The sequence below is a fragment of the Moraxella canis genome (genome assembly GCF_034424565.1).
In the GTDB taxonomy this organism is placed as follows: domain Bacteria; phylum Pseudomonadota; class Gammaproteobacteria; order Pseudomonadales; family Moraxellaceae; genus Moraxella; species Moraxella canis.
Map to the genome: position 1 here is coordinate 15,407 of NZ_CP139961.1, position 19,527 is coordinate 34,933.

12 protein-coding genes are annotated in these 19,527 nt (G+C 43.4%); 6 read left to right on the forward strand and 6 right to left on the reverse strand.

Features of this window, described 5'->3' with window-relative positions:
- Positions 1–4: 4 nt before the first annotated feature.
- The gene (mfd, locus tag U0021_RS00055) at positions 5–3,556 is read left to right on the forward strand and encodes a transcription-repair coupling factor (protein ID WP_114799964.1); all 3,552 of its coding nucleotides are present in this window, start codon (positions 5–7) and stop codon (positions 3,554–3,556) included.
- Here mfd and U0021_RS00060 read toward each other — a convergent pair.
- The 5 genes from U0021_RS00060 to tolQ are packed head-to-tail and all read right to left on the reverse strand — an operon-like array spanning position 3,553 to position 7,044.
- A complete protein-coding gene (locus U0021_RS00060; protein ID WP_327037518.1) occupies positions 3,553–3,798 on the reverse strand; it encodes a hypothetical protein in 246 nt (81 codons plus the stop codon). The genes mfd and U0021_RS00060 overlap by 4 nt on opposite strands.
- A 23-nt stretch (positions 3,799–3,821) precedes the next feature.
- Positions 3,822–5,078 carry a PD40 domain-containing protein gene (locus tag U0021_RS00065; protein WP_114799965.1) on the reverse strand — a complete coding sequence of 419 codons (1,257 nt, stop codon included), beginning with the start codon at positions 5,076–5,078 and terminating at the stop codon, positions 3,822–3,824.
- A gap of 26 nt (positions 5,079–5,104) precedes the next feature.
- The gene (locus U0021_RS00070; protein WP_114799966.1) at positions 5,105–5,887 is read right to left on the reverse strand and encodes a cell envelope integrity protein TolA; all 783 of its coding nucleotides are present in this window, start codon (positions 5,885–5,887) and stop codon (positions 5,105–5,107) included.
- Between the two features lie 30 nt (positions 5,888–5,917).
- Positions 5,918–6,352 carry a protein TolR gene (gene tolR, locus U0021_RS00075; protein WP_078256266.1) on the reverse strand — a complete coding sequence of 145 codons (435 nt, stop codon included), beginning with the start codon at positions 6,350–6,352 and terminating at the stop codon, positions 5,918–5,920.
- An 8-nt stretch (positions 6,353–6,360) separates the two neighbouring features.
- Positions 6,361–7,044, reverse strand: a complete 684-nt coding sequence (gene tolQ / locus U0021_RS00080; protein ID WP_114799967.1) for a protein TolQ — start codon at positions 7,042–7,044, stop codon at positions 6,361–6,363.
- A gap of 274 nt (positions 7,045–7,318) precedes the next feature.
- Here tolQ and hrpA point away from each other — a divergent pair, with 274 nt between their 5' ends.
- The 5 genes from hrpA to U0021_RS00105 all read left to right on the forward strand — a co-directional run bounded on the left by hrpA (position 7,319) and on the right by U0021_RS00105 (position 17,330).
- Positions 7,319–11,491: an ATP-dependent RNA helicase HrpA gene (hrpA, locus tag U0021_RS00085; RefSeq protein ID WP_114799968.1), complete on the forward strand. Its 4,173-nt coding sequence runs from the start codon at positions 7,319–7,321 to the stop codon at positions 11,489–11,491.
- Positions 11,492–11,738: 247 nt separating this feature from the next.
- Positions 11,739–13,034 carry a tyrosine-type recombinase/integrase gene (locus U0021_RS00090; protein WP_114799969.1) on the forward strand — a complete coding sequence of 432 codons (1,296 nt, stop codon included), beginning with the start codon at positions 11,739–11,741 and terminating at the stop codon, positions 13,032–13,034.
- A gap of 393 nt (positions 13,035–13,427) precedes the next feature.
- Positions 13,428–14,558, forward strand: a complete 1,131-nt coding sequence (locus U0021_RS00095; RefSeq protein WP_114799971.1) for a site-specific integrase — start codon at positions 13,428–13,430, stop codon at positions 14,556–14,558.
- Entirely contained in the window at positions 14,545–16,899 is a 2,355-nt protein-coding gene (locus U0021_RS00100) for a hypothetical protein (protein WP_114799972.1), read from the forward strand. The genes U0021_RS00095 and U0021_RS00100 overlap by 14 nt, the downstream gene beginning before the upstream one ends.
- Complete coding sequence (locus U0021_RS00105; protein ID WP_114799973.1) at positions 16,899–17,330, forward strand: hypothetical protein; 432 nt, start codon at positions 16,899–16,901, stop codon at positions 17,328–17,330. The genes U0021_RS00100 and U0021_RS00105 overlap by 1 nt, the downstream gene beginning before the upstream one ends.
- Before the next feature lie 251 nt (positions 17,331–17,581).
- Here the strand turns inward: U0021_RS00105 and U0021_RS00110 are convergent, their stop codons facing one another.
- Positions 17,582–19,462: a ShlB/FhaC/HecB family hemolysin secretion/activation protein gene (locus tag U0021_RS00110; protein WP_327037519.1), complete on the reverse strand. Its 1,881-nt coding sequence runs from the start codon at positions 19,460–19,462 to the stop codon at positions 17,582–17,584.
- Positions 19,463–19,527 lie beyond the last annotated feature (65 nt).

Here is a 19,527-nt window from a genome sequence, read left to right on the forward strand (position 1 = left end):
TACGATGATTGAGACACTGAATAAATTAAATTTACCAACCAAAGCAAATTTTAAGACAACTTTACCCTTACTAGGCGGTGCGGATGTGAGTTTTTGGCTTGCGCTGGCAGCCAAAAGTGAAGAGCGGCTGATCGTGATGATCGCCAACAATCAAAATGAGCTCAACCAGTTGGAGACTGAGTTGTCTTTTTTTGGCGTTGATGCGCACGTTTTCCCAGATTGGGAGATTTTGGCTTATGATCAGCTGTCCGTCCATCAAGACATCATTTCAGAGCGCATCGCCTTACTGACACGGATGCCTACGACTGGGATTTTATTGGTGAGTGCTCAGACGCTGATGCAGCGTATCGCGCCGCCAAGTTGGCTGATAGGACAGCATTTTGATTTGACTGTCGGTGATCGATTTGATATTAATGAGCAGCGCCTGCGGCTCACCAAAGCGGGCTATGTACAGACGGACAATGTGTTTGAGCCGGGTGAATTTGCGGTTCGTGGCAGCATTGTGGATATTTTTGCGGTTGGTCAAAGCCTGCCGTTTCGCATTGATTTGTTTGATGAAGACATTGAAACGATCAAATTTTTTGATCCTGATAGCCAGCGCACTTTATCTGATGATGATTTATCCCAGCTAAAAAAAGATGCGCAAGCAGGTCTGAATACGCATCACGCCCAAAAGCTGCCATCTTATACCAAACTTGATGAGTTTCGCCTGCTACCTGCCAAAGAATTTCCTTTAGAAGAAGGGCGTGAGAATTTTCGCCAAAATTTTGCCAGTCTGTTTCCTGATGCCAGCGCACGTAAGATAGAATTTTATAACGATGTTATGGCAGCCATCGCGCCCCAAGGGATTGAATTTTATTCGCCTTTATTTTTTGATCTTGAAGATTGGATGAAGACAGGCAGCTTATTTAGCTATTTGCCCGATGATGCACTGATGGTCAGCCACGATGATCTTGCTGCTCGTCATGATGAGTATTATCAGCAAATCCAAGCGCGTCACCATTCGCGTGCGCATGATAAATCACTACCCGTCATGCCGCCTGATTATTTATTTTTAGCAAATAATGAATTTCATCAAGCATTGAAGGCTTATCCCAGAGTCATCGTTAGCACAAACAGCGCTGATGCTAAGATTGGCGCTATGCAGAGCTTAGACCCACCAACTTTGGCTATCAACCATCAAGCCGCTGAACCTTTATCTGAGCTGCTATCAATCATCAAATCAGGGCAAGTGCCGATTTTATTGGTTGCCGAAAGCGCTGGTCGCCGTGAGATCATTCTTGAGCTTCTCAAAGGTAAAATCGCCGTACAAATAGTTAAAGATTATCAAGAATTTATTGATAATTTAAATCAGTTTCATGCTGATCGTATCGCCTTGAGTGTCGCGCCGATTGAGCGTGGACTTTGGCTGCATGACGACACGGGCGGCTTATGCATTATTTCAGAGACACAAATTTTTGGCAGACAAGTCCTCCAAACACGCCGCCGCCGTCAATCAAGCATTTCGCAAGCTTTTTTGGTCAAATCAGTAACCGAGCTGACCGAAGGAGCGCTGGTGGTTCATCTTGAGCATGGGATTGGGCGCTATCACGGCTTGGTGGTGCTGGATGTGGGTGAAGGTGAGCAAGAATTCATTCATCTAAAATATGCTGATGATGCCAGTATCTATGTGCCTATTACCAATTTGGCGCTGATTGGGCGATACAGCGGCACGGATTCTGAAGCGGTCAGCCTATCTAAAATCGGCTCAGGCAAATGGGAAAAAGCCAAGCTAAAAGCGCTTGAGCAAATCCATGATGTCGCCGCTGAGCTTTTGAATGTGCAGGCGCGCAGAAATGCCAAATCGGGCATCAGCTTTGATATTGATATGGCTCAATATGAGCTGTTTGCCAGTCAATTCGCTTTTGAAGAAACCCTCGATCAAGCCGAAGCCATCCATGCGGTGATGCATGATATGAAACAAAACAAACCGATGGATCGGCTGATCTGTGGGGATGTTGGCTTTGGTAAGACTGAAGTTGCGATGCGTGCAGCATTCATCGCGGTGCAGGCAGGCTATCAAGTCGCCGTGCTTGTTCCGACGACGCTTTTGGCAGGGCAGCATGAAGACAGTTTCTTGAATCGCTTTGCCGATTGGCCGATTAAAATCGAAAGTTTATCCAGATTTGGCAACAAAAAGCATCAAGAAAACATCCTTGCAGGGCTGGCTGATGGCACGGTGGATATTGTGATCGGCACACATAAGCTCATCCAAGACGATGTTAAATTCAAGCGGCTTGGTTTGATGATCATTGATGAAGAGCATCGTTTTGGCGTGCGCCACAAAGAGCGCATCAAGGCACTACAAACCGATATCGACAGTCTGTCTATGACTGCCACGCCCATCCCACGCACACTGAACATGGCGCTATCAGGCATGCAAGATATCTCTATCATCGCCACACCGCCTGCCAGACGCTTAGCGATTAAGACTTTTTTATTACCCAAATCTGATGAGACGATTAAAGAGGCGATTTTGCGCGAGATACTCAGGGGTGGTCAGGTGTATTATCTGCATAATGATGTTGCCAGTATCGAGACGGCGGCTGAGTCGCTTCGTGAGTTGGTCGGTGAAGCGCGGGTGGGGGTCGCGCATGGGCAGATGAATGAGCGTGAGCTGTCCGCGGTGATGAATGATTTTTATCATAAAAAATTCAATGTGCTGGTTGCCAGCACTATCATTGAGACAGGCATCGATGTACCCAATGCCAACACCATTATCATTCACCGAGCGGATAAATTTGGTATCGCTCAGCTGCATCAGCTGCGCGGCCGTGTGGGGCGAAGCCATCATCAGGCTTACTGCTATCTGATGGTGCCGTCATTGAAAGGCTTGTCAAGCGATGCCAAAAAACGCCTGAATGCCATCACCAGAGCCAATACTTTGGGCGCAGGATTTATGCTTGCCAGTGAAGATTTGGAGATTCGTGGTGCTGGTGAGATTTTGGGTAAAGAGCAGTCTGGCAATATGCAAACCATCGGCTTTGGCTTATATATGGATATGCTTGAGCGTGCCACCAATGCCATCAAACAAGGCAAGACGCCAAGCCTTGCCACGCCACTGGATTTGGTCAGTGATATTGATATTCATGCATCCGCGCTGATACCTGATGAGTATTTGGGCGATGTGCATGAGCGTTTGGTATTTTATAAAAGAATCAGCAGCTTAGACGATGTCAATCAGCTGATAGACATTCGCACCGAGATGATTGATAGATTTGGCACGCTACCCACCCAAACACAAAATTTATTTGCGGTGCATCGCATTCGCATACGCGCCAAAGTGCTAGGGATCACCAAGATTGACGCCTCCCAAAGCACCATCAGTATCGAGTTTCGTCCTGACACGCCTGTCGATGGGCTGGCGATTATTAAGCTGATTCAGTCCAATGATGGCTATCGCATGAATGGCGCAACTGCCATTCGCTACACCAGTCAGCAGCCGATGGATGTCCAAGATAGAATTGATAAGGTCAATGAACTGTTATTATATTTTGAATCTGCCAAGACCACCTAAAACCAATCTTCCAAAATAAATATCGTACTAGGCTGCTGTATGGTTGTAGGGGTTGGGCGGTTTTTGGTGGGTAGAGCGTCGGCTGATGCAGCCTCAGGTTTGGGCGGCAATTTTTCGCGCGTATGGACGACGACAGGCATTGGGCTTTTTGTCACTTGAATGTGCTGACAGCCGCTCAAGCTGATCAAGCCTGCCGTCACGCCCACCACGAAAAATCGTGGCTGAGCGCGGTATTTCGGCATTTTGGTTGGCACACCCATTGGCATTATTTTGACCAAATTGGATCACGCGCCGTGCCCGAGGTTGGAATGGCGCGTGTGGCATTACTTGATAGCGAGCGGATCATGAGCTGGTTTTTGCTGCCTTGATTGGATGTGTAGATGATCCGTGTGCCTGAGGGCGAAAAACTGGCAGACACATCGGTGCCTAAGACACCAAAACTTTGCTGAGCGCGACCTTGAGCATTAGCGATGATGATCCGCCCCCCTGATACATACATAAGCTTTGAACCATCTAAGCTTAAACGTGGGTTGGTGGCGTGAGAGGCGATCTGGGTGCTGCGCGCGCTACCAAAATCATAGCGATACAAGCTTTGGCGACGCGTGCCTTTATCGGCGGTATAAATAAATCCTGACCCATCCGCCAAATAATTTGGCGAATTCTCAGCGCCAGCTAATGTGGTGAGGGTGTCTAAGTGATTGGCGTGCAAATTGAGCCGATAAATGTTCGGATTATTATTCTCATGGCTACCTGAAAATAAGATACTACCACCGTCTGGCGAAAAACTTGGCGCCAAATTATGACCCCAAAATGGCGTAACAAGCTTTGGCGTGCCGCCTGAGACAGGGACGATATAAATCACGGGCAGGCTGTTTTTTGTTTGTACACTATAAGCAATGCTTAAGCCATCGGGAGAAAACGCAGGCGTCATGATCGATCCATTGACCGTATCTAGTGTGCGGATGAGTTGACCGCTTGGATCAATCAATTTTAGAGTTGAGACTTTATTGTGCGGTGATCCACTTTCTTCCACATAAGCGATTTTACCCATCAAATCCGATGGCTGTCCTGTGATGGCTTGATAGATTTTATCGCTGATTTGGCGATAGGCAGCTTGTACAGCGGCAGGATGATTATCGCTGATTTGGGTGTGCTTGACGCTCACCGAACCAGTCTTGGTGTCGACGATTTCGTAGTTGATTGCAAGCTTATTGCCTGGAATGCTATGCGACTGTGCCAAAATGACATATTCAAAGCCTTGGTTGCGCCATGTGGTCAGATTGCGCAGAATCTCGCTACTGGCTTGGGTGTGCTGCGGTAAGTTTTGGTGGGTGGCGCCAAGACCTGCCAAGCTCAGATACTGACTGACTTGATGAGCGTCTGAAAAAGGCATGACTGCCACAGGGTATCGGCTTTGGGCGACTTGCTCGGTAATGACAATCAGCTCATCATCAGCGTGCGCATCAGCGGCAGCAAGGCTAATTGTCAGAGCAAGGCAAGCTTTGGTAACAGGTGATTTCATAAAAATTCCATGATGATTATCAGTGACTAAGGCTCATTGGGTGTTTGGCTATGATCCATAATAAGCTGCTCTGTGGTGAACTGCAAGCGAATACTATCACGAATACCGCCAAGCTCATAAAACGGTGCAGCAGCATACACTGCCGCTTCCACGGATTCGCGCAAATCAGGATGACCACCGCCGAATTGTATCGAGGTGACATTGCCTTGTTGATCGATATTCACCTGAAAGGTGATGGTTTGATTAGGCTGCTTGGGATAGCGCTTCCAAATGGACTCAATGCGCTGCTTGACCGAGCTGATGGCAGCATTGATTTGTGCTCGGCTTGGTGCAGGATCGCCACCAGTCGCCTGCTCAGAGCTTGATGCGTTATGAGAATATTCTGCCTGACCAGTGGGTTGGGGGCTTACCTGCTCAACTTGCGCGCTTTGTCGGCTTGATTCAAGCGGCGCCGATTCAGGCAGCGGGTGATAAGCTTGGACGGTGGAGGCTGAAGTTGAGAACTGAGGCTGATAGCGGCGCTGAGTTTGGGCTTGCATGAGCGCTTTGTCGCCAGGTGTGATGGCGCTTGAAGCGTTGGCAGTCTTTGGATTTTGATTGGCGTGATGAGTCATCAAGGCTGTCTTAGCGCTATTAAACGCCTCTTGATTGACCAAAGCGGTCTGGATGGCGGTATCAGACTTAGGCGGCGTGATCAGTGGCGCCGCTACCGCGATGATGATCACGGCGTGCACTAAGATACTGGCTAAAATCGGTAAAGTTAGCGCAGATTTATCAAAATTTGCTGTTTGATTGTGATCAGAGTGCATTGATTGGTTTGCCTTATTCATTGTCATGCATCACTGAGCGGATTCACTGAGCAGGCTGACTTGGGTGACGCCAGCATTTTGAATCAATGCCATAATACGCATGATTTGGCTGTAGGGATTATCTGCATCGGCATTGACCATCACTTGAAGATTGGCATTTTCTTGATGCATCTGGCGTAGCAGCGCATCTAGCCTGTCGGATGTGATCGGCTCATCAATGGCATTTTTATGGCTGACATATAAGCTGCCATCTGACTGAAGGCTGACAATGACGGGCAGATCATCAGCTTGTGTGATGGGCTTGGTGTCTTCTTTTGGCAGTGATACCTCAACGCCTGTGGCAAGCATCGGCGCAGTTACCATAAATATCACCAAGAGCACCAACATCACATCAATGTAAGGAACAACATTCATTTCGCTGTTCAGCGGTCTTTGACGGCGGGCGAATCGATTGGAAGTTGCCATAATACGCTCTATGGGGTTAATGTGGTGTTCTTTTTTGCCAAATTAAAAACCAATGCACTCATTAAGCCTTCACAAAACAAGCTACGATTTTCATAAAGTACATTCGATTTGGCGGTAAAATGGTTGTATGCCATCGTCGCAGGAATGGCGGCAAACAGACCAAGCGCTGTTGCAATTAATGCTTCAGCAATACTCGGCGCAACAGTCGCAAGGCTAACCGATTCAGCTTGACCTAGACCGATAAACGCATTCATAATCCCCCATACCGTGCCAAACAGTCCGATATAAGGCGATACAGAACCTATCGTTGCAAGCGTTGATAATCCTTTTTCAAGACGGACTTGCTCACCACCTAATGCCATGCGTAAACGGCGCTCAACAAGTTGTACTTTTTTATCGTCGCTAAGCTGGGCATCTTGATGATTTGGGTCATGAAAACCTGTATAAAAAATCGCCTCAAGCCCTGTGCGCTCAGATTCTGATTGCACAACAGACAGCTGACGGTCAATGTCATCAGTCCAAAACCACCGCTCAAATCGCTCATCAAACCTAGCAGCGCCACCAATTTTAGCGCTCAAGTGGAAAATCAGCACCCAGCTGATCATAGACAGCAAAAGTAGCAGCGCCATGACCAATTTAACAACAATACTTGCTTCAATGATCAGCGAAATAAGGCTAATGGATTCGTTCATAATTGACAATCAACTGGGCAAAAAAGATAATTAGCATTATAGCATAAGTTAATGGATTTGCTAAAGATGCGAGTACGAGACGCCGCCAGTTTAGCGCCATAAAGTCGCCGCCCAAATGGAAAATTGCAGGTTTTGATGATTTTATTTACAATACACGGTTTATTAATACATTCAAGCCCTCATATAGACCCATGAATGAACCAAAAGCCCATGCATCAATGCACTTAAACCGATACTTTTAACGCCTTTAATAAGACAAAAATAACTTAAAAATATGTATTCTACTGATCATTTACCCGTTCTTGCCAAAGACAGACATTATTTATATAAGCTAAAACAAAAAGTGGATTCTACCACAGGCGATCTGAAAGCCAAGTGTAAAATACGCTATGACGCCGTCTATGAGCGCTCCGCTGAACAGGTCGCCAAGCGCATGGAGAGCATCCCAAAAAATCTGTCAGAAAAACTTAATCATGATTTGCCTGTCACTGCCGAAGCTGAAACACTCATCCAAGCGATCCGTGAGCATCAAGTGGTCATCATCGCAGGCGAGACAGGCTCTGGCAAAACCACGCAGCTCCCCAAGCTTGCCATGATGGCAGGTCGTGGCGTCACTGGTCAAATCGGTCACACGCAGCCGCGCCGCTTGGCTGCACGCTCAGTAGCGACGCGTATCGCCGAAGAGCTTGGCGAAGAGCTTGGTCAGACGGTGAGCTTTAAGATCCGCTTCACCGAAGAAGGCGGCAAGAACGCCATCGTCAAGCTGATGACAGACGGTATTTTACTGGCTGAGTTAGGCTCTGATAAGTTTTTGGCAAATTATGACACCATCATCATTGATGAAGCACACGAGCGCAGCTTAAATATTGATTTTATCATGGGCTATCTAAAGCGTCTTCTGCCCAAGCGCCCTGATCTGAAAGTCATCATCACTTCCGCCACTTTAGATACTCAAAGGTTTTCTGAATATTTTGCGGTGCGTGGCAAGCCTGCACCTGTGTATGTCGTTGAGGGTCGCAGCCATCCTGTTGAGGTGCGCTATCGCCCCTTGACTGATACCATCGTATCAAGCCAAGATGATGATGCGTTTGATGACATTGAGGATAATTTGCCGCGTGCATTGACAGCGGCGGTCAATGAATGCTTTGAAGATGCGCGCGCCAAAGGGCATCCAGATCAGGCAGATATTCTCATTTTTGCGGCAACAGAAGCTGAAATCCGTGAGCTGCAAGAAGTTCTGACATTATACGCGCCTGCCCATACTGAGATTTTGCCGTTATTTGCGCGCCAAAGCTATGGCGAGCAGCAAAGGATCTTTGCGCCTTCAGGCAAAGGGCGGCGTATCGTCATCGCGACAAACGTCGCAGAAACTGCGCTGACGGTGCCGAATATTCGCTATGTGATTGACTTAGGTTTTGCCAGAGTGTCTCGCTATAACTACCGCTCGCGCATCCAAAGACTGCCCATCGAAGCGATCAGTCAAGCCGCCGCCAATCAAAGAAAAGGGCGATGCGGCAGGGTGGCGCCTGGGGTGTGCATCCGATTGTATTCTGAAGAAGATTTTAATAGTCGTCCAGAGTTTACCGATCCTGAAATCTTGCGCACCAACTTAGCATCGGTCATCTTGCAGATGGAGCGGCTTCAGCTTGGCGATGTCAGCTCGTTTGACTTCATCACGCCGCCTGACTTGCGATTGGTGAATGATGGTCGCAAGCTTTTGATAGAATTGGGGGCGCTCGATGATAAAAGCTTTACCAAAACGCGTGCCAAAAAAGGTCGCGCGCAGCTTGGCAGCCTGACCAAAATCGGACAACAAATGGCAAAAATGCCCATCGACCCGCGATTGGCTCGAATGCTTGTGGCGGGCGATACATTTGATTGTTTGGCGGACATTTTGATCATCGTATCGGCATTGGCAGTTCAAGATGTGCGTGAACGCCCAATCAATAAACAAGCCCAAGCTGATCAAAAGCACGCATTATTTCGTAAAGACGATTCAGATTTTTTATTTTATTTAGAATTGTTTGCAGCGCTATTTGATAAGCATGCAACCAATGACAACCAAGTGCTTGGCAGTAATGCTCGCCGCAATTTTGCTAAAAAACATTATCTTAGCTATGCGCGCATCCGCGAATGGCAAAAAACCCACAGGCAGCTCAGCGAGATGATGGCGGAGATGGGTTTTGAGATTAATAAACGAAAAAATATCCAAAATGGTGCGCAAGTCGATACCAAAAAGGGCGTTCGATTATCGCTTAAGTCTGGCACCGCTCGTCAAAAATCTATCAAGCAAGCGCTCGTGGGCGCCAAAGCCTTAAAACATGACATTGATGATAAGACAAGCATTCATTATGCCAATATTCATCGTGCGCTTTTGAGTGCGCTTTTGTCATTTGTGGCACACAAAACCGATACGGTGGGCGAATATTTGATGGCACGCAGCCAAAAAGCCCGCATTTTTCCTGCCAGCACGCTTCATAAAAAGGGTGCCGAGTGGGTGATGGCGTTTGAAGTGGTGGAAACTTCTCAAGTTTATATGCGCACACTGGCTAAGATTGAACCTGAATGGATCATCAAAGCTGCTCCTAATTTATTAAAATATCATTATTTTGAGCCGCATTGGTCAAAAAAAGCAGGGCGTGTGCGTGCCTATGCTCAGATCAGCTTGTTTGGACTGATCGTCATCGCCAAAGAGCTTGTGAATTTTGAACAAATTGATTTGGTGCAAGCCAGAGAAATCTTTATTCGTGATGCTTTGGTTGCCAATCAATATGGGACGCATATGAAATTTTTGGCAGATAATGCCAATAAAATCAAAGATATTGAGCGTATTGAAGATAAGCTTAGACGCCGAGATTTATTGGTTGATGAAGAACGCTTATATCAATTTTATGACGCCAAAATCCCTGATCATGTCGCCAGTCGCAAAAGTTTTGAAGAATTTTATCATGACGCTGAAAACAAAACGCCCAACTTTTTGCATTTTAGCGATGAAGATGTCCTTAATGAATCTGTCGATGATGACCGAGAGTTTCCTGAAAGCTGGCATTTGGGCGGCGTGCGCCTGCCGCTGTCGTATGTGTTTGACCCAGCTGCTGATGACGATGGTGTGACTGTGCGAGTGCCCATCAAAGCATTGGCGCAGCTTGATCCTGTGGCGCTGCTTTGGGGCATCTCAGGATGGCGCTATGAATTGGTATTGCAATTATTAAAAACACTGCCTAAAGAAATTCGCCGACAAATCGTGCCCATTCCAGATACATGCCAAAAGATTTTTCACCAATTAGATGCAAGCTCAAAGACGGGCTTATTAGATCAGCTTGTGGCGGCACTAAAGACGCTCGGTGTGCACACACAAGTTCAAGATTTTGCGCCTGATAAGGTTGAAGATTACCTGCGCCCATTGATTTGTGTGGTGGATGATAAAAACCGTGTGATCGAAAAAAGCCGCGACCTGGTTAGATTACAGGCGCGCCACCGTAAAACCAGTGTTCAAAGTATCGCTGTTGAGCAGGGGCTACACCATCATTTCCCCGAGCATTTTAATTTTGTCAAAAATAAGCACACATCAGGCATTGTCATGCAAGAGTTTTCCGCGCTCAAAGCAGACGCTACCCAAAGTGCGGTTTTTATTGCGACATTCACAGAGATTAATGCTGCTTTGGCTGAACATAAAAAGGGCATTCTGGCGCTCATTCAGGGTCGTTTGGGTGCCAAACAAAAGCAGCTGACAAGTCAAATTGATAAAGCGTTTAAACTGGCTTTTGCGCCGCTTGGTGATTTAGAAAAACTAAAAAATATTGTCGTATATGCGACTTTGGAGGCTTGCCTGTATGAACATGGTCAAGATTTTGATCGTCAGCCTGTCAGCAAACATGGCGACCATGCTAGAGCGGCGATTGCAGGTCTAATAACGGCGCATAATCAATGGCTCATCGCACATTTGCCACTTGATGAGCGTGAGTTTGAATATTGTCAGGACTTGATTTTAAAGAATTTTTTATTGGTTGGTCAAGAAATATTAAGAAATTTAAAAGAGATTTATACCGCATGGCAAACAGCCCGCGGCAAGCTTTTGATGCTAGATCAAGAAATCTTCGGTGAGAATATCGAAGACATTGAAGATCAGCTTGATGACTTGCAGTTGGCTAATTTTGTGTATCAGACCGATTATCAGCATTGGCGTCAGTATCCGCGTTATCTACAGGCGCTAAATATTCGTCTGGATAGGCTGCAGCATAATTTGGAGGCGGATTTGGATGCTGTTTATCTATTAGATGCGCACATGGAGCGGTTGGCGACGTGTGCCAAAAATCCTAAGTTTGCAGAATATCGTTGGCTTGTTGAAGAGTATCGCATTAATTTATTTGCACAGCCGATGAAAACGGCACAGCCAGTATCTGCTAAGCGCCTTGAAAAGCTCTGGGCAAATCTGACCACTCAATGAGCCACTAATAATCCCACAATCAATCCAAGAAAGCAAATTACGCTTTCTTGGATTGATTGCTTATACTTCGTATAATATATATTATGTTAAATAATATTTGGTGTAATATTAGTTCATAATTATTTTGTAACTATATGATATATAATGAAAATAATTTGAACTTGAATTTCTTGATATATTAAGTTTTTCAAGTAAAATATTTTATGTACCATTTAGTTCATATAGTTCAAAATATCGGTGGATTTCCATGTTTATTATTCAAAAGATTGAAGTGTTGAACAAGCGCATGTTTGTACTTATTGATTGTGAGACTACTCTGCCGTTGCTGTATCCGATGCTGTATTGTGCAAATAAACTCGTGGATAGAGCTCCAGCGACACAACAGAATATTCTATTGCACATCCGTCGTTTCTATGAATATTGGCATAACAAGACTGGCTATACTTTTTGCTATTCAGTGTCTAAATCTGGCAAAAATTTTTCATTCTTGCCATATGAGCTTGAAATATTTCACATGTATCTGGTTGATAAGTATATAGATAACACACCTTTGTCAAAGACTTCGGCTGCTTCCTTGGCACAGCAAGTGTTAGATGTATGTTGCTTTTTTGAATTTATTGTTAATCTTTTAAATAGCAACAAGTCATCATTTCATGAATTAAGCCGCTTACAGGAGCTTAAACGTTATTTTGGTGCCATGGTCAAAAAAAGACCACGCAATTTTATGTTTGGTAGCTTGGATAATTTTGCCGAAGCGATTGTGCGCCAAATTATTCGACCTAGCACAGTCAAGAATCCAAATGCATTAAATCCGTTTAAAACACAAGCTTTGCAGGTTCGAAATTATCTAATAATTGATTTAATGTTTAAATACGGACTTCGAATTGGTGAATTATTGTCTTTAGAATTGGGGTCAATTGAGAAGACTGCTACCTCTTCCTTGCTTAAAATAAACTGCGGGAGAGCGCACGATCCTAGGAGACAACGCCCTTCTGTTAAAAATGTGCATTCCATTAGAGTTTTAAATCTTGCTGATGAAGATTATAAAAATTTGCAATTATATATTCTGAAGTTTAGGGATAAAAGCAGTGGCTCCAATTTTCTTTTTTTATCGGATGCCAAAAAACATGATACGCCATTAACATACCGAGCAGTATATGGAATTTTTTCACAGATTGATCAAGTGATTAAGAATCAGATCAAACTTGATCCAGTACTCTATGATGGACTGAGCTCTATGCCAAAGTTTACACCGCATACAACTCGTCACACCTGGGCGTATAGAACATTAAAAAATTTCTATCTCGAAACTGAAAGACAAAATCTTAAAAAAGCTCAGATAAATGGAGTTGGTTTCAGCATACAAGGAATTATGGATGATGCAAAAGGGAAATTACGTAGTTTGGGTGGTTGGAGTCAAAAGAGTACTATGCCAGATTTATACGCCAAACGCTTTATTTTTGAAAATGCAAATGATGCCAATCTGAAACGCTTAAAGTATGAAAAACAGGACTTCACCCTATCATTGGAGGATTTTGAATAAATGTTTACCGAGCAGCAAGAGCTTTTTATCGAAAAAACACAAATCCCTGAAAAAATATTTTTGCCATATGCAAGATATTTTGATGATAAATGGATAGTAACAAAAAGCAACAACTGGAGAATTTATTATTCTGGCAGTAGAGTGTATGTTAATTTTCCGAAAGATTATTTGCAGTCAAAGTTGCTGAAATACTTGTGTTTTAAGTATGCGTCGATTAATTTGGCAAGCACCCTGCAGTCTGTTTGTGCTCACTGGTCTTAGTGCCTGAATTACTGTGAAAATGTCGGTGAATTTAACTTTCTAGTACTGAAAGATTATCTATCTTCTCATTGCAAGAATTTAAACGAGTTTGCCTCCATTCTCTTTGGTATTAAAATTTTGTGCTTTGAAAGCATGGATGGTTTTTCACCTAGCAACTATGATGGACTGGAATTCATACCTCGCCCTACTGCTGCGCATGGCGGTATTTATAGCAATACAGAAACGGACGCAATTAATGTATTTACAAAAAACTTCATTGCAACTGGATTGATTAAATTCCACGCATCTTTAGTGTCAAATGAGCTCAAATTTGACACTAAAAGGTCAATTGCTGATTTGATGGGCATGTGCATACTTTCTATTTGCTATATTTGCGGAGCTAGACCAAGCCAAATTGCTAATTTGCAAGCAAAAGATGTTCGTGTTGATTTAGTGTCCAGCAAAACCCCCAAATACAGCTTGTATATCTCTTATGCCAAGCAAACCAAAGTTAGGTTGGATAAAATACTCATTGCTATACCGCCAGAGGTCGGTGAAATTTTGAGGTTCTATATCCAGCAGCAATCATTAGGTGGAGAGGATAAGTTATTTCCCAAGCATTCATCCTCGCCATTACAGGTGTATTATGCTATCAATAAAGCAATTCTTAAATTAAGTCCTGCTGACTATCAGGCGGCTGTAAAAGATGGTTTGGTGGCACAACCCAGTCTCTGTGCGTCCGATTTTAGACATAATGTTGGACAGAGTTTAGCTATGCAAGGGGTTAGTGCTGAGGAAATATCCTACATTTTAGGTCATGCATCTTTAGTTTCGGCAAAGAACTATATTGAGGCAACACCACAACTTGCCATGATTAGGCATCAGGCTCTTGGTGGTAATGCTGTTTGGCAAAATATGATCGCAATGATGATGACCGGAAGTATCGTACAGTCTAAAACATGGTCAGGAGTAAGAGTTGCAAATTTTATTGGCGGCAAGATGCATACCGAGCTTGGTGGCTGTACATATGAAACCGACTGTCCTTTTTCCATGGTGCGTAACTGTTATGGTTGTTTATACTTTCGGCCATTTGATGATGGAAATCATGAGAAGTTACTAAAAAGCACCCAAGATGAATATGACGCCCTAGTCAAGCTGTCTGACAGCGTTGGCAGAGCAAACAATCCACTTGTTCAATCGTATGAAATGACACTAATTGAAATACAGTCAGTTATTAACCGCTGTCACATACATGCATTGGGGAAAGATAATGATTCAAAATGATTTGACATTATGCTTCAAAAACTTTGAAAAATTTATTGATGAACAAGAAAGTTTCTATCATCAATACCTTACACAAGATTGCACTCATGCATGGAAAGATGATGTATGGCATATAGGGAGAAAGGGAACTGGTTGGCTGCAGGGAAATGGTAGCCAAGTGCTCAATTTTAAAAAAATTGGCAGAATAAAAGGAATATTAAATAGCCTTATGGATATTTCAGATTTATCGTATAGGGATTTTATGAAAGCTGTTCTTGTAGCTAGGTATCGCAAAAACGGTGGATCTATCTCTGCCGCCCAAGCTGTTAAAGTATTAATTATGTTAAAACGTTGGTATGCCGCCCTGCTCTTATTTGGCAAATCACATCCAGTTTATTTGGAAACAAAAATTCTTGAACATGCTATGGCCTCGCTTAGCACAGCTGATCTCAAAAATGCAAACGGACTACCAGATCACAAAGGTTTGTGTGTTGCATTACAGCGATATGTCAATTTTTTAAACTTTACTCAATCCAAGTTGAGTTATGTCTCAGACAGCCCTTATCTTAGCATAAGCTCAATGACCGATAAGGCTCTCAAGCAGCGACAGAAGGAAAATCGCCAAGCCTTTGGCGGTTTTGATATTGAGGGTGAGAATTATTTGATTTCAATTACAACATTTATTAATGTAATTGAGTTGATGCATCGTGTTCGTACAGACGGGGAGCGATTGGCATTGAATTTTCTCTTATTGCTTATTATTACAGGGTTTCGATCTGTTGAAGTTTGCAATTTACGTTTTGACTCATTGGTAAAAAGATCTATACCCGATCCTGAGCTGAAAGAAAGATTTAGAAAAAAAGGCATATCCACTTACCATTTAGGGATTAAATATCAAGGTGCCAAAGGTGCTGGTGAAAGAGTTCATTGGATAGAGCCAATAGCCATTCCTCTTGTTGAAATGATTTATCAAAATGTGCTGCATATTACGAAGCCGATGCGTGATATTTTGACGGATTTACGCATTCAAAAGTTTCAAAGCTTTATTCCTACGAGTACCAGTTTGTTTTTGGAAGAATATTTGGATAGGGATGATATATTGAATTATTTTTTTGAAAGTAAATCCATTGAGACACGAGGTATGGGTGCCGCTAGAGATAATATCCGCAAGGTATTGAAAAATAAAGGTGTTCCAGAAATAAAAGAGAGAATGAAAAATTATGGTGAGGTGTTTTATCACCGAGATGATATTGAAAATATGATTAAAGAAGAATTTATTTCTTCTGGATGTAATAAATTCAATCCTTGTATTCATCAATGGAATGACAATGGAAAATCATATTCAGTTCGCCATGAGGAGCTTTTATTTTTGCATTTTAAGGGTTCTGTATCAATGAATAGGCAGCTAATCTTTAAAACAGTGCCCATTCCATTCACGAATAAGGTCATGAATGATTTTTTGGGTGCTGGCAGAAATACCTCGATTTTTCAGAAATACAATCTTGTTGAGCCAGATGGCAGTATTAGTAAATTAAGAACTCACATTCCTAGACATAATATTAATACCTTTTTGGCAATTGCTGGGGTTGAAGATCATTTGCAAGCCATGCTAATGGGTCGGCTCGATATCAGACAAAACCATCATTATCAGCATCTAACAGAGAACCTGCTAGCAAAAACTGTTCATTTATCTGCAGTTTTAACTGACAGCTTAGAGATTGGTGAGTTTGATTACATTACACCACAAGAAATTGTGGAAAAAACAGGCTGTATTGCTTATAATTCAAATCTTGATTTGGAAACAAACTTGAAGGTTGGTTTAGGTACTTTTGATGACAGTAAGGACTTTGTCTCGTATTTGCGAAGCAGTGCCGATCCTCTCTCTGATACCTTGGTGAGCTGTCAGGCTGCACTGGATGAACTGGGTGATGATGTAGAGTTGGAGGAAGTTTCTCAAAAAAACGCACAAATCCACCCCTTACCAACTGGATTTTGTGTAAAGCAAATCCTAAATTGGGGGTGTATATACCGTTTAAAATGTCAGTCTGGCGAATCTTGTCCGTATTTTACATTGACAGGCCGTATGGATGAATACGCAAAGCTTCCTATAAAACGAGTTCAATTGGAAGATCAGATAAAAATTTTAGAAGATTTGCAAGAAACTACATCTGGCTATGATAAAGCATTGGCACGCATGAATCATTCGAAAGAAAACTTAACTCATCTTCAGGTGAATTTGGCTCAATATCTAAAATCATTGAATGTTGTGCAAATTAATCGGATTCTCGATGCGACAACTTCTTTTAAAACATTGGCACAGCTGTTCGCCTTGGAGCAGCATAAGATTAACGAGGTATCGTAATGAGAGGCAAAGCATTTGATATAGAGATTGAAAAGGAGTTGCAATTAATGATGATAGAAGGAATTGAGCAATCCCCTATTAGCGCTTCAAGCTTATATACGCGATTAAAAGCGAAGGGATTAATTAAAAATAGTGGCTTGAGCATCCTAAGTACGCATCGAAGAAAAGAGCTAATCGAACGATATAAATACAAACAGTATCTGGAGTTTGAGCCAAACCCCACTACTCTTGAATTAGAAGCTGGGCGTAACTCTAAAGCTGCATTAGTTAAGAAAAATAAAGAGCTTGGAGACAGAATTTCTGAGCTGGAAGATAGATTGGCCCGCAATTCAGCCACAATTATCGAGATCGCCAAATATATTCAAATAAACACCAACTATTCGGTGGTATCTTTGCTTGAAGGGTATTTAATTAGGGAGATGCGACAATGAGCACCCCAGTACAATATTTTTACCAAAAATTGCTTCATCCTCATTAATCATCTCTTCCAAAAAAAGAAATATTTACTATGGTAAAAGAAAATATATTGCACATTCCACCTCAAATGACCACCCATTCCATTCTTCATGTGACCACTTATTCTAGTCTTATTTGATCGCCTGACAAAAAACCACCAGCCAAGCCAATGCCCAACTGATGGCTTACGCAGGATTTATTTGTTGCTGGTTTAAAAGCTGTTTGGTTAAAACTCCATCCCCAAACTCATCCCACCGACCCAATCTTTATCACCAAAATACTTAGGCTGTCTGATGGGATGTCCTGCAAAGAAGTCGTAGTTTAGGCGTAGTGGCTTGATTTGCCCTTTGATGCCGATTGCCCCACCGATGAGGGTGTGTCCAAGTAGCAGCTTGTCTTGTTCTTTGTTTTGCATGGCGATACTGCCAGCATCTAGAGCCAGATATAGGCTGTGATTGGATTGTTTGATGGGAAAGCTGACATCTTGGCGCAGGATTGCTCCCATATCACCTGACAGTGTCCGCTCACCATCAAAGCCACGCACGCTGTATCGTCCGCCAATACTCATTCGCTCACTGGGTACTAGGGCTTCTTGGGCATATTGGGCTTTTAGGTTTGCCTGATAACCTGCTTGGTAGTTGTTGCCCATTTTGATGGGCGTGGCGAAGTTGAGATTAAGTTTATAAATCGGTGTGCGTGCCGTACCTTCGTTAAACAGACTCTCAGGTGGTGTTAAGGCATTAAATGCCCCTGTACCTCGCTGTATGCTGATATCTGTATTTAGCTGACTTTGTCCTAGGCGTGTCTCATGGCGAATGCCTGCCGTCCAGCCTGAGATTTTGCGGCGCTGTACATCGATTTGGGTATCATCAATATAACTTTTTTGTGATTTGGTAAAGCCGCCCAAATTAAGCCATGTTTTGCTCTTGGCACCTCGATGCACCAAGTGACTGGCATTTAGACTGATGTTATCAGAATCACCGCTGTATATATAATCTTGATTCACCCCTGCCACGGTTTGATGATAGGTGTAATGACTGGCATTGGCATTAAAGACAGTATTTTTAATGGGTAGGACATAACCTATGCCGTAGTTTTCACTACCGCCTTTGTCGGTCTTATTGGTATATTCATCTTTATTGATGCGATTGCCCAAATCACGGCTGTAGGTTAAGTAGAGTAAGTCATTATGCCAAGTGGGGTTATCAAAGCTAATAGTGGCACTGCCTTGATATTTACCTGTGGTTTTTGAGCCTGAATCATCAAGGCTAAGACTGCCTCGCACTTTTCTGGATGCGGTGTATTTGATGAGTACATCACTTGCCCCCACCTTACCAGTCTCACTTGGCATGATGGCAAAATCAGCATCAGAGCTTGGCACGCGTTTTAGGTTTTCAAGGGCGGTTTCAAGCTGTCTGATGTTTAGTACATCACCCTCTTTAAAAGGCAAAGCAGTCTTAAAATTGGCAGGCAGTCCTGTGGGGTCTGTATAAACTGTATAAATAGGTTTGGGACTATTTGCCGTATCTGCCTTAATCTGTCCAATAACACCTGGCACGACAGTCAAGACAAGCTGACCGTCAGATAAGTTTTGATCGCCGATAAAGACTCTGGTGGTGGCAAAGCCACGCTCGATGAGGCGGTTTTGTACATCACGAGTTATGCGATGAATGTCATTGATGTTTAAGCATTGACCCAGTACACTACGCTTGCCATGTGTTAAGGGTGTAAGAGCAAAAGCAAATTGATTCAAATCCATGCTACCAGTAGCAGCATCACCCGTAGCATCGGCAGCACTAAGCGGTGCATAAGCGATTTGATTGATGGTAAAACAAGGCAAATCATCTTGGCTGTCTTGACTGTTAATATGAATAGAATCTATCTTGGCAACAGGGTCAAAGGCAGGCACATCAACTTGTACGCTAGGGCTTGTCATCAATGATTGGTTAAGCACAGCTTGTCTTTGTTCATTCAGCAAGATTTGCTGATGGGCGATCTGTTCAGGGGTATTGGCATAAGCTGAACAGCATAAGGTCAAAGAGACGGCTAGTGCCAATCGTGTTGGTAAGGATAATATACGGTAAGATGGGTAGTTGATGTGAGTCATGGGTTTGGGTCTTTTTGAGGTTGGTGGTTAATGGGTTGTGGTTTTTGGGTTAGGCTTGGGCAAAG

Coding starts and splice junctions, on each gene's coding strand:
- mfd (WP_114799964.1), top strand. CDS start 5: ATGATTGAGACACTGAATAAATTAAATTTACCAACCAAAGCAAATTTT.
- U0021_RS00060 (WP_327037518.1), bottom strand. CDS start 3,798: ATGCCGAAATACCGCGCTCAGCCACGATTTTTCGTGGTGGGCGTGACG.
- U0021_RS00065 (WP_114799965.1), bottom strand. CDS start 5,078: ATGAAATCACCTGTTACCAAAGCTTGCCTTGCTCTGACAATTAGCCTT.
- U0021_RS00070 (WP_114799966.1), bottom strand. CDS start 5,887: ATGCACTCTGATCACAATCAAACAGCAAATTTTGATAAATCTGCGCTA.
- tolR (WP_078256266.1), bottom strand. CDS start 6,352: ATGGCAACTTCCAATCGATTCGCCCGCCGTCAAAGACCGCTGAACAGC.
- tolQ (WP_114799967.1), bottom strand. CDS start 7,044: ATGAACGAATCCATTAGCCTTATTTCGCTGATCATTGAAGCAAGTATT.
- hrpA (WP_114799968.1), top strand. CDS start 7,319: ATGTATTCTACTGATCATTTACCCGTTCTTGCCAAAGACAGACATTAT.
- U0021_RS00090 (WP_114799969.1), top strand. CDS start 11,739: ATGTTTATTATTCAAAAGATTGAAGTGTTGAACAAGCGCATGTTTGTA.
- U0021_RS00095 (WP_114799971.1), top strand. CDS start 13,428: ATGGATGGTTTTTCACCTAGCAACTATGATGGACTGGAATTCATACCT.
- U0021_RS00100 (WP_114799972.1), top strand. CDS start 14,545: ATGATTCAAAATGATTTGACATTATGCTTCAAAAACTTTGAAAAATTT.
- U0021_RS00105 (WP_114799973.1), top strand. CDS start 16,899: ATGAGAGGCAAAGCATTTGATATAGAGATTGAAAAGGAGTTGCAATTA.
- U0021_RS00110 (WP_327037519.1), bottom strand. CDS start 19,462: ATGACTCACATCAACTACCCATCTTACCGTATATTATCCTTACCAACA.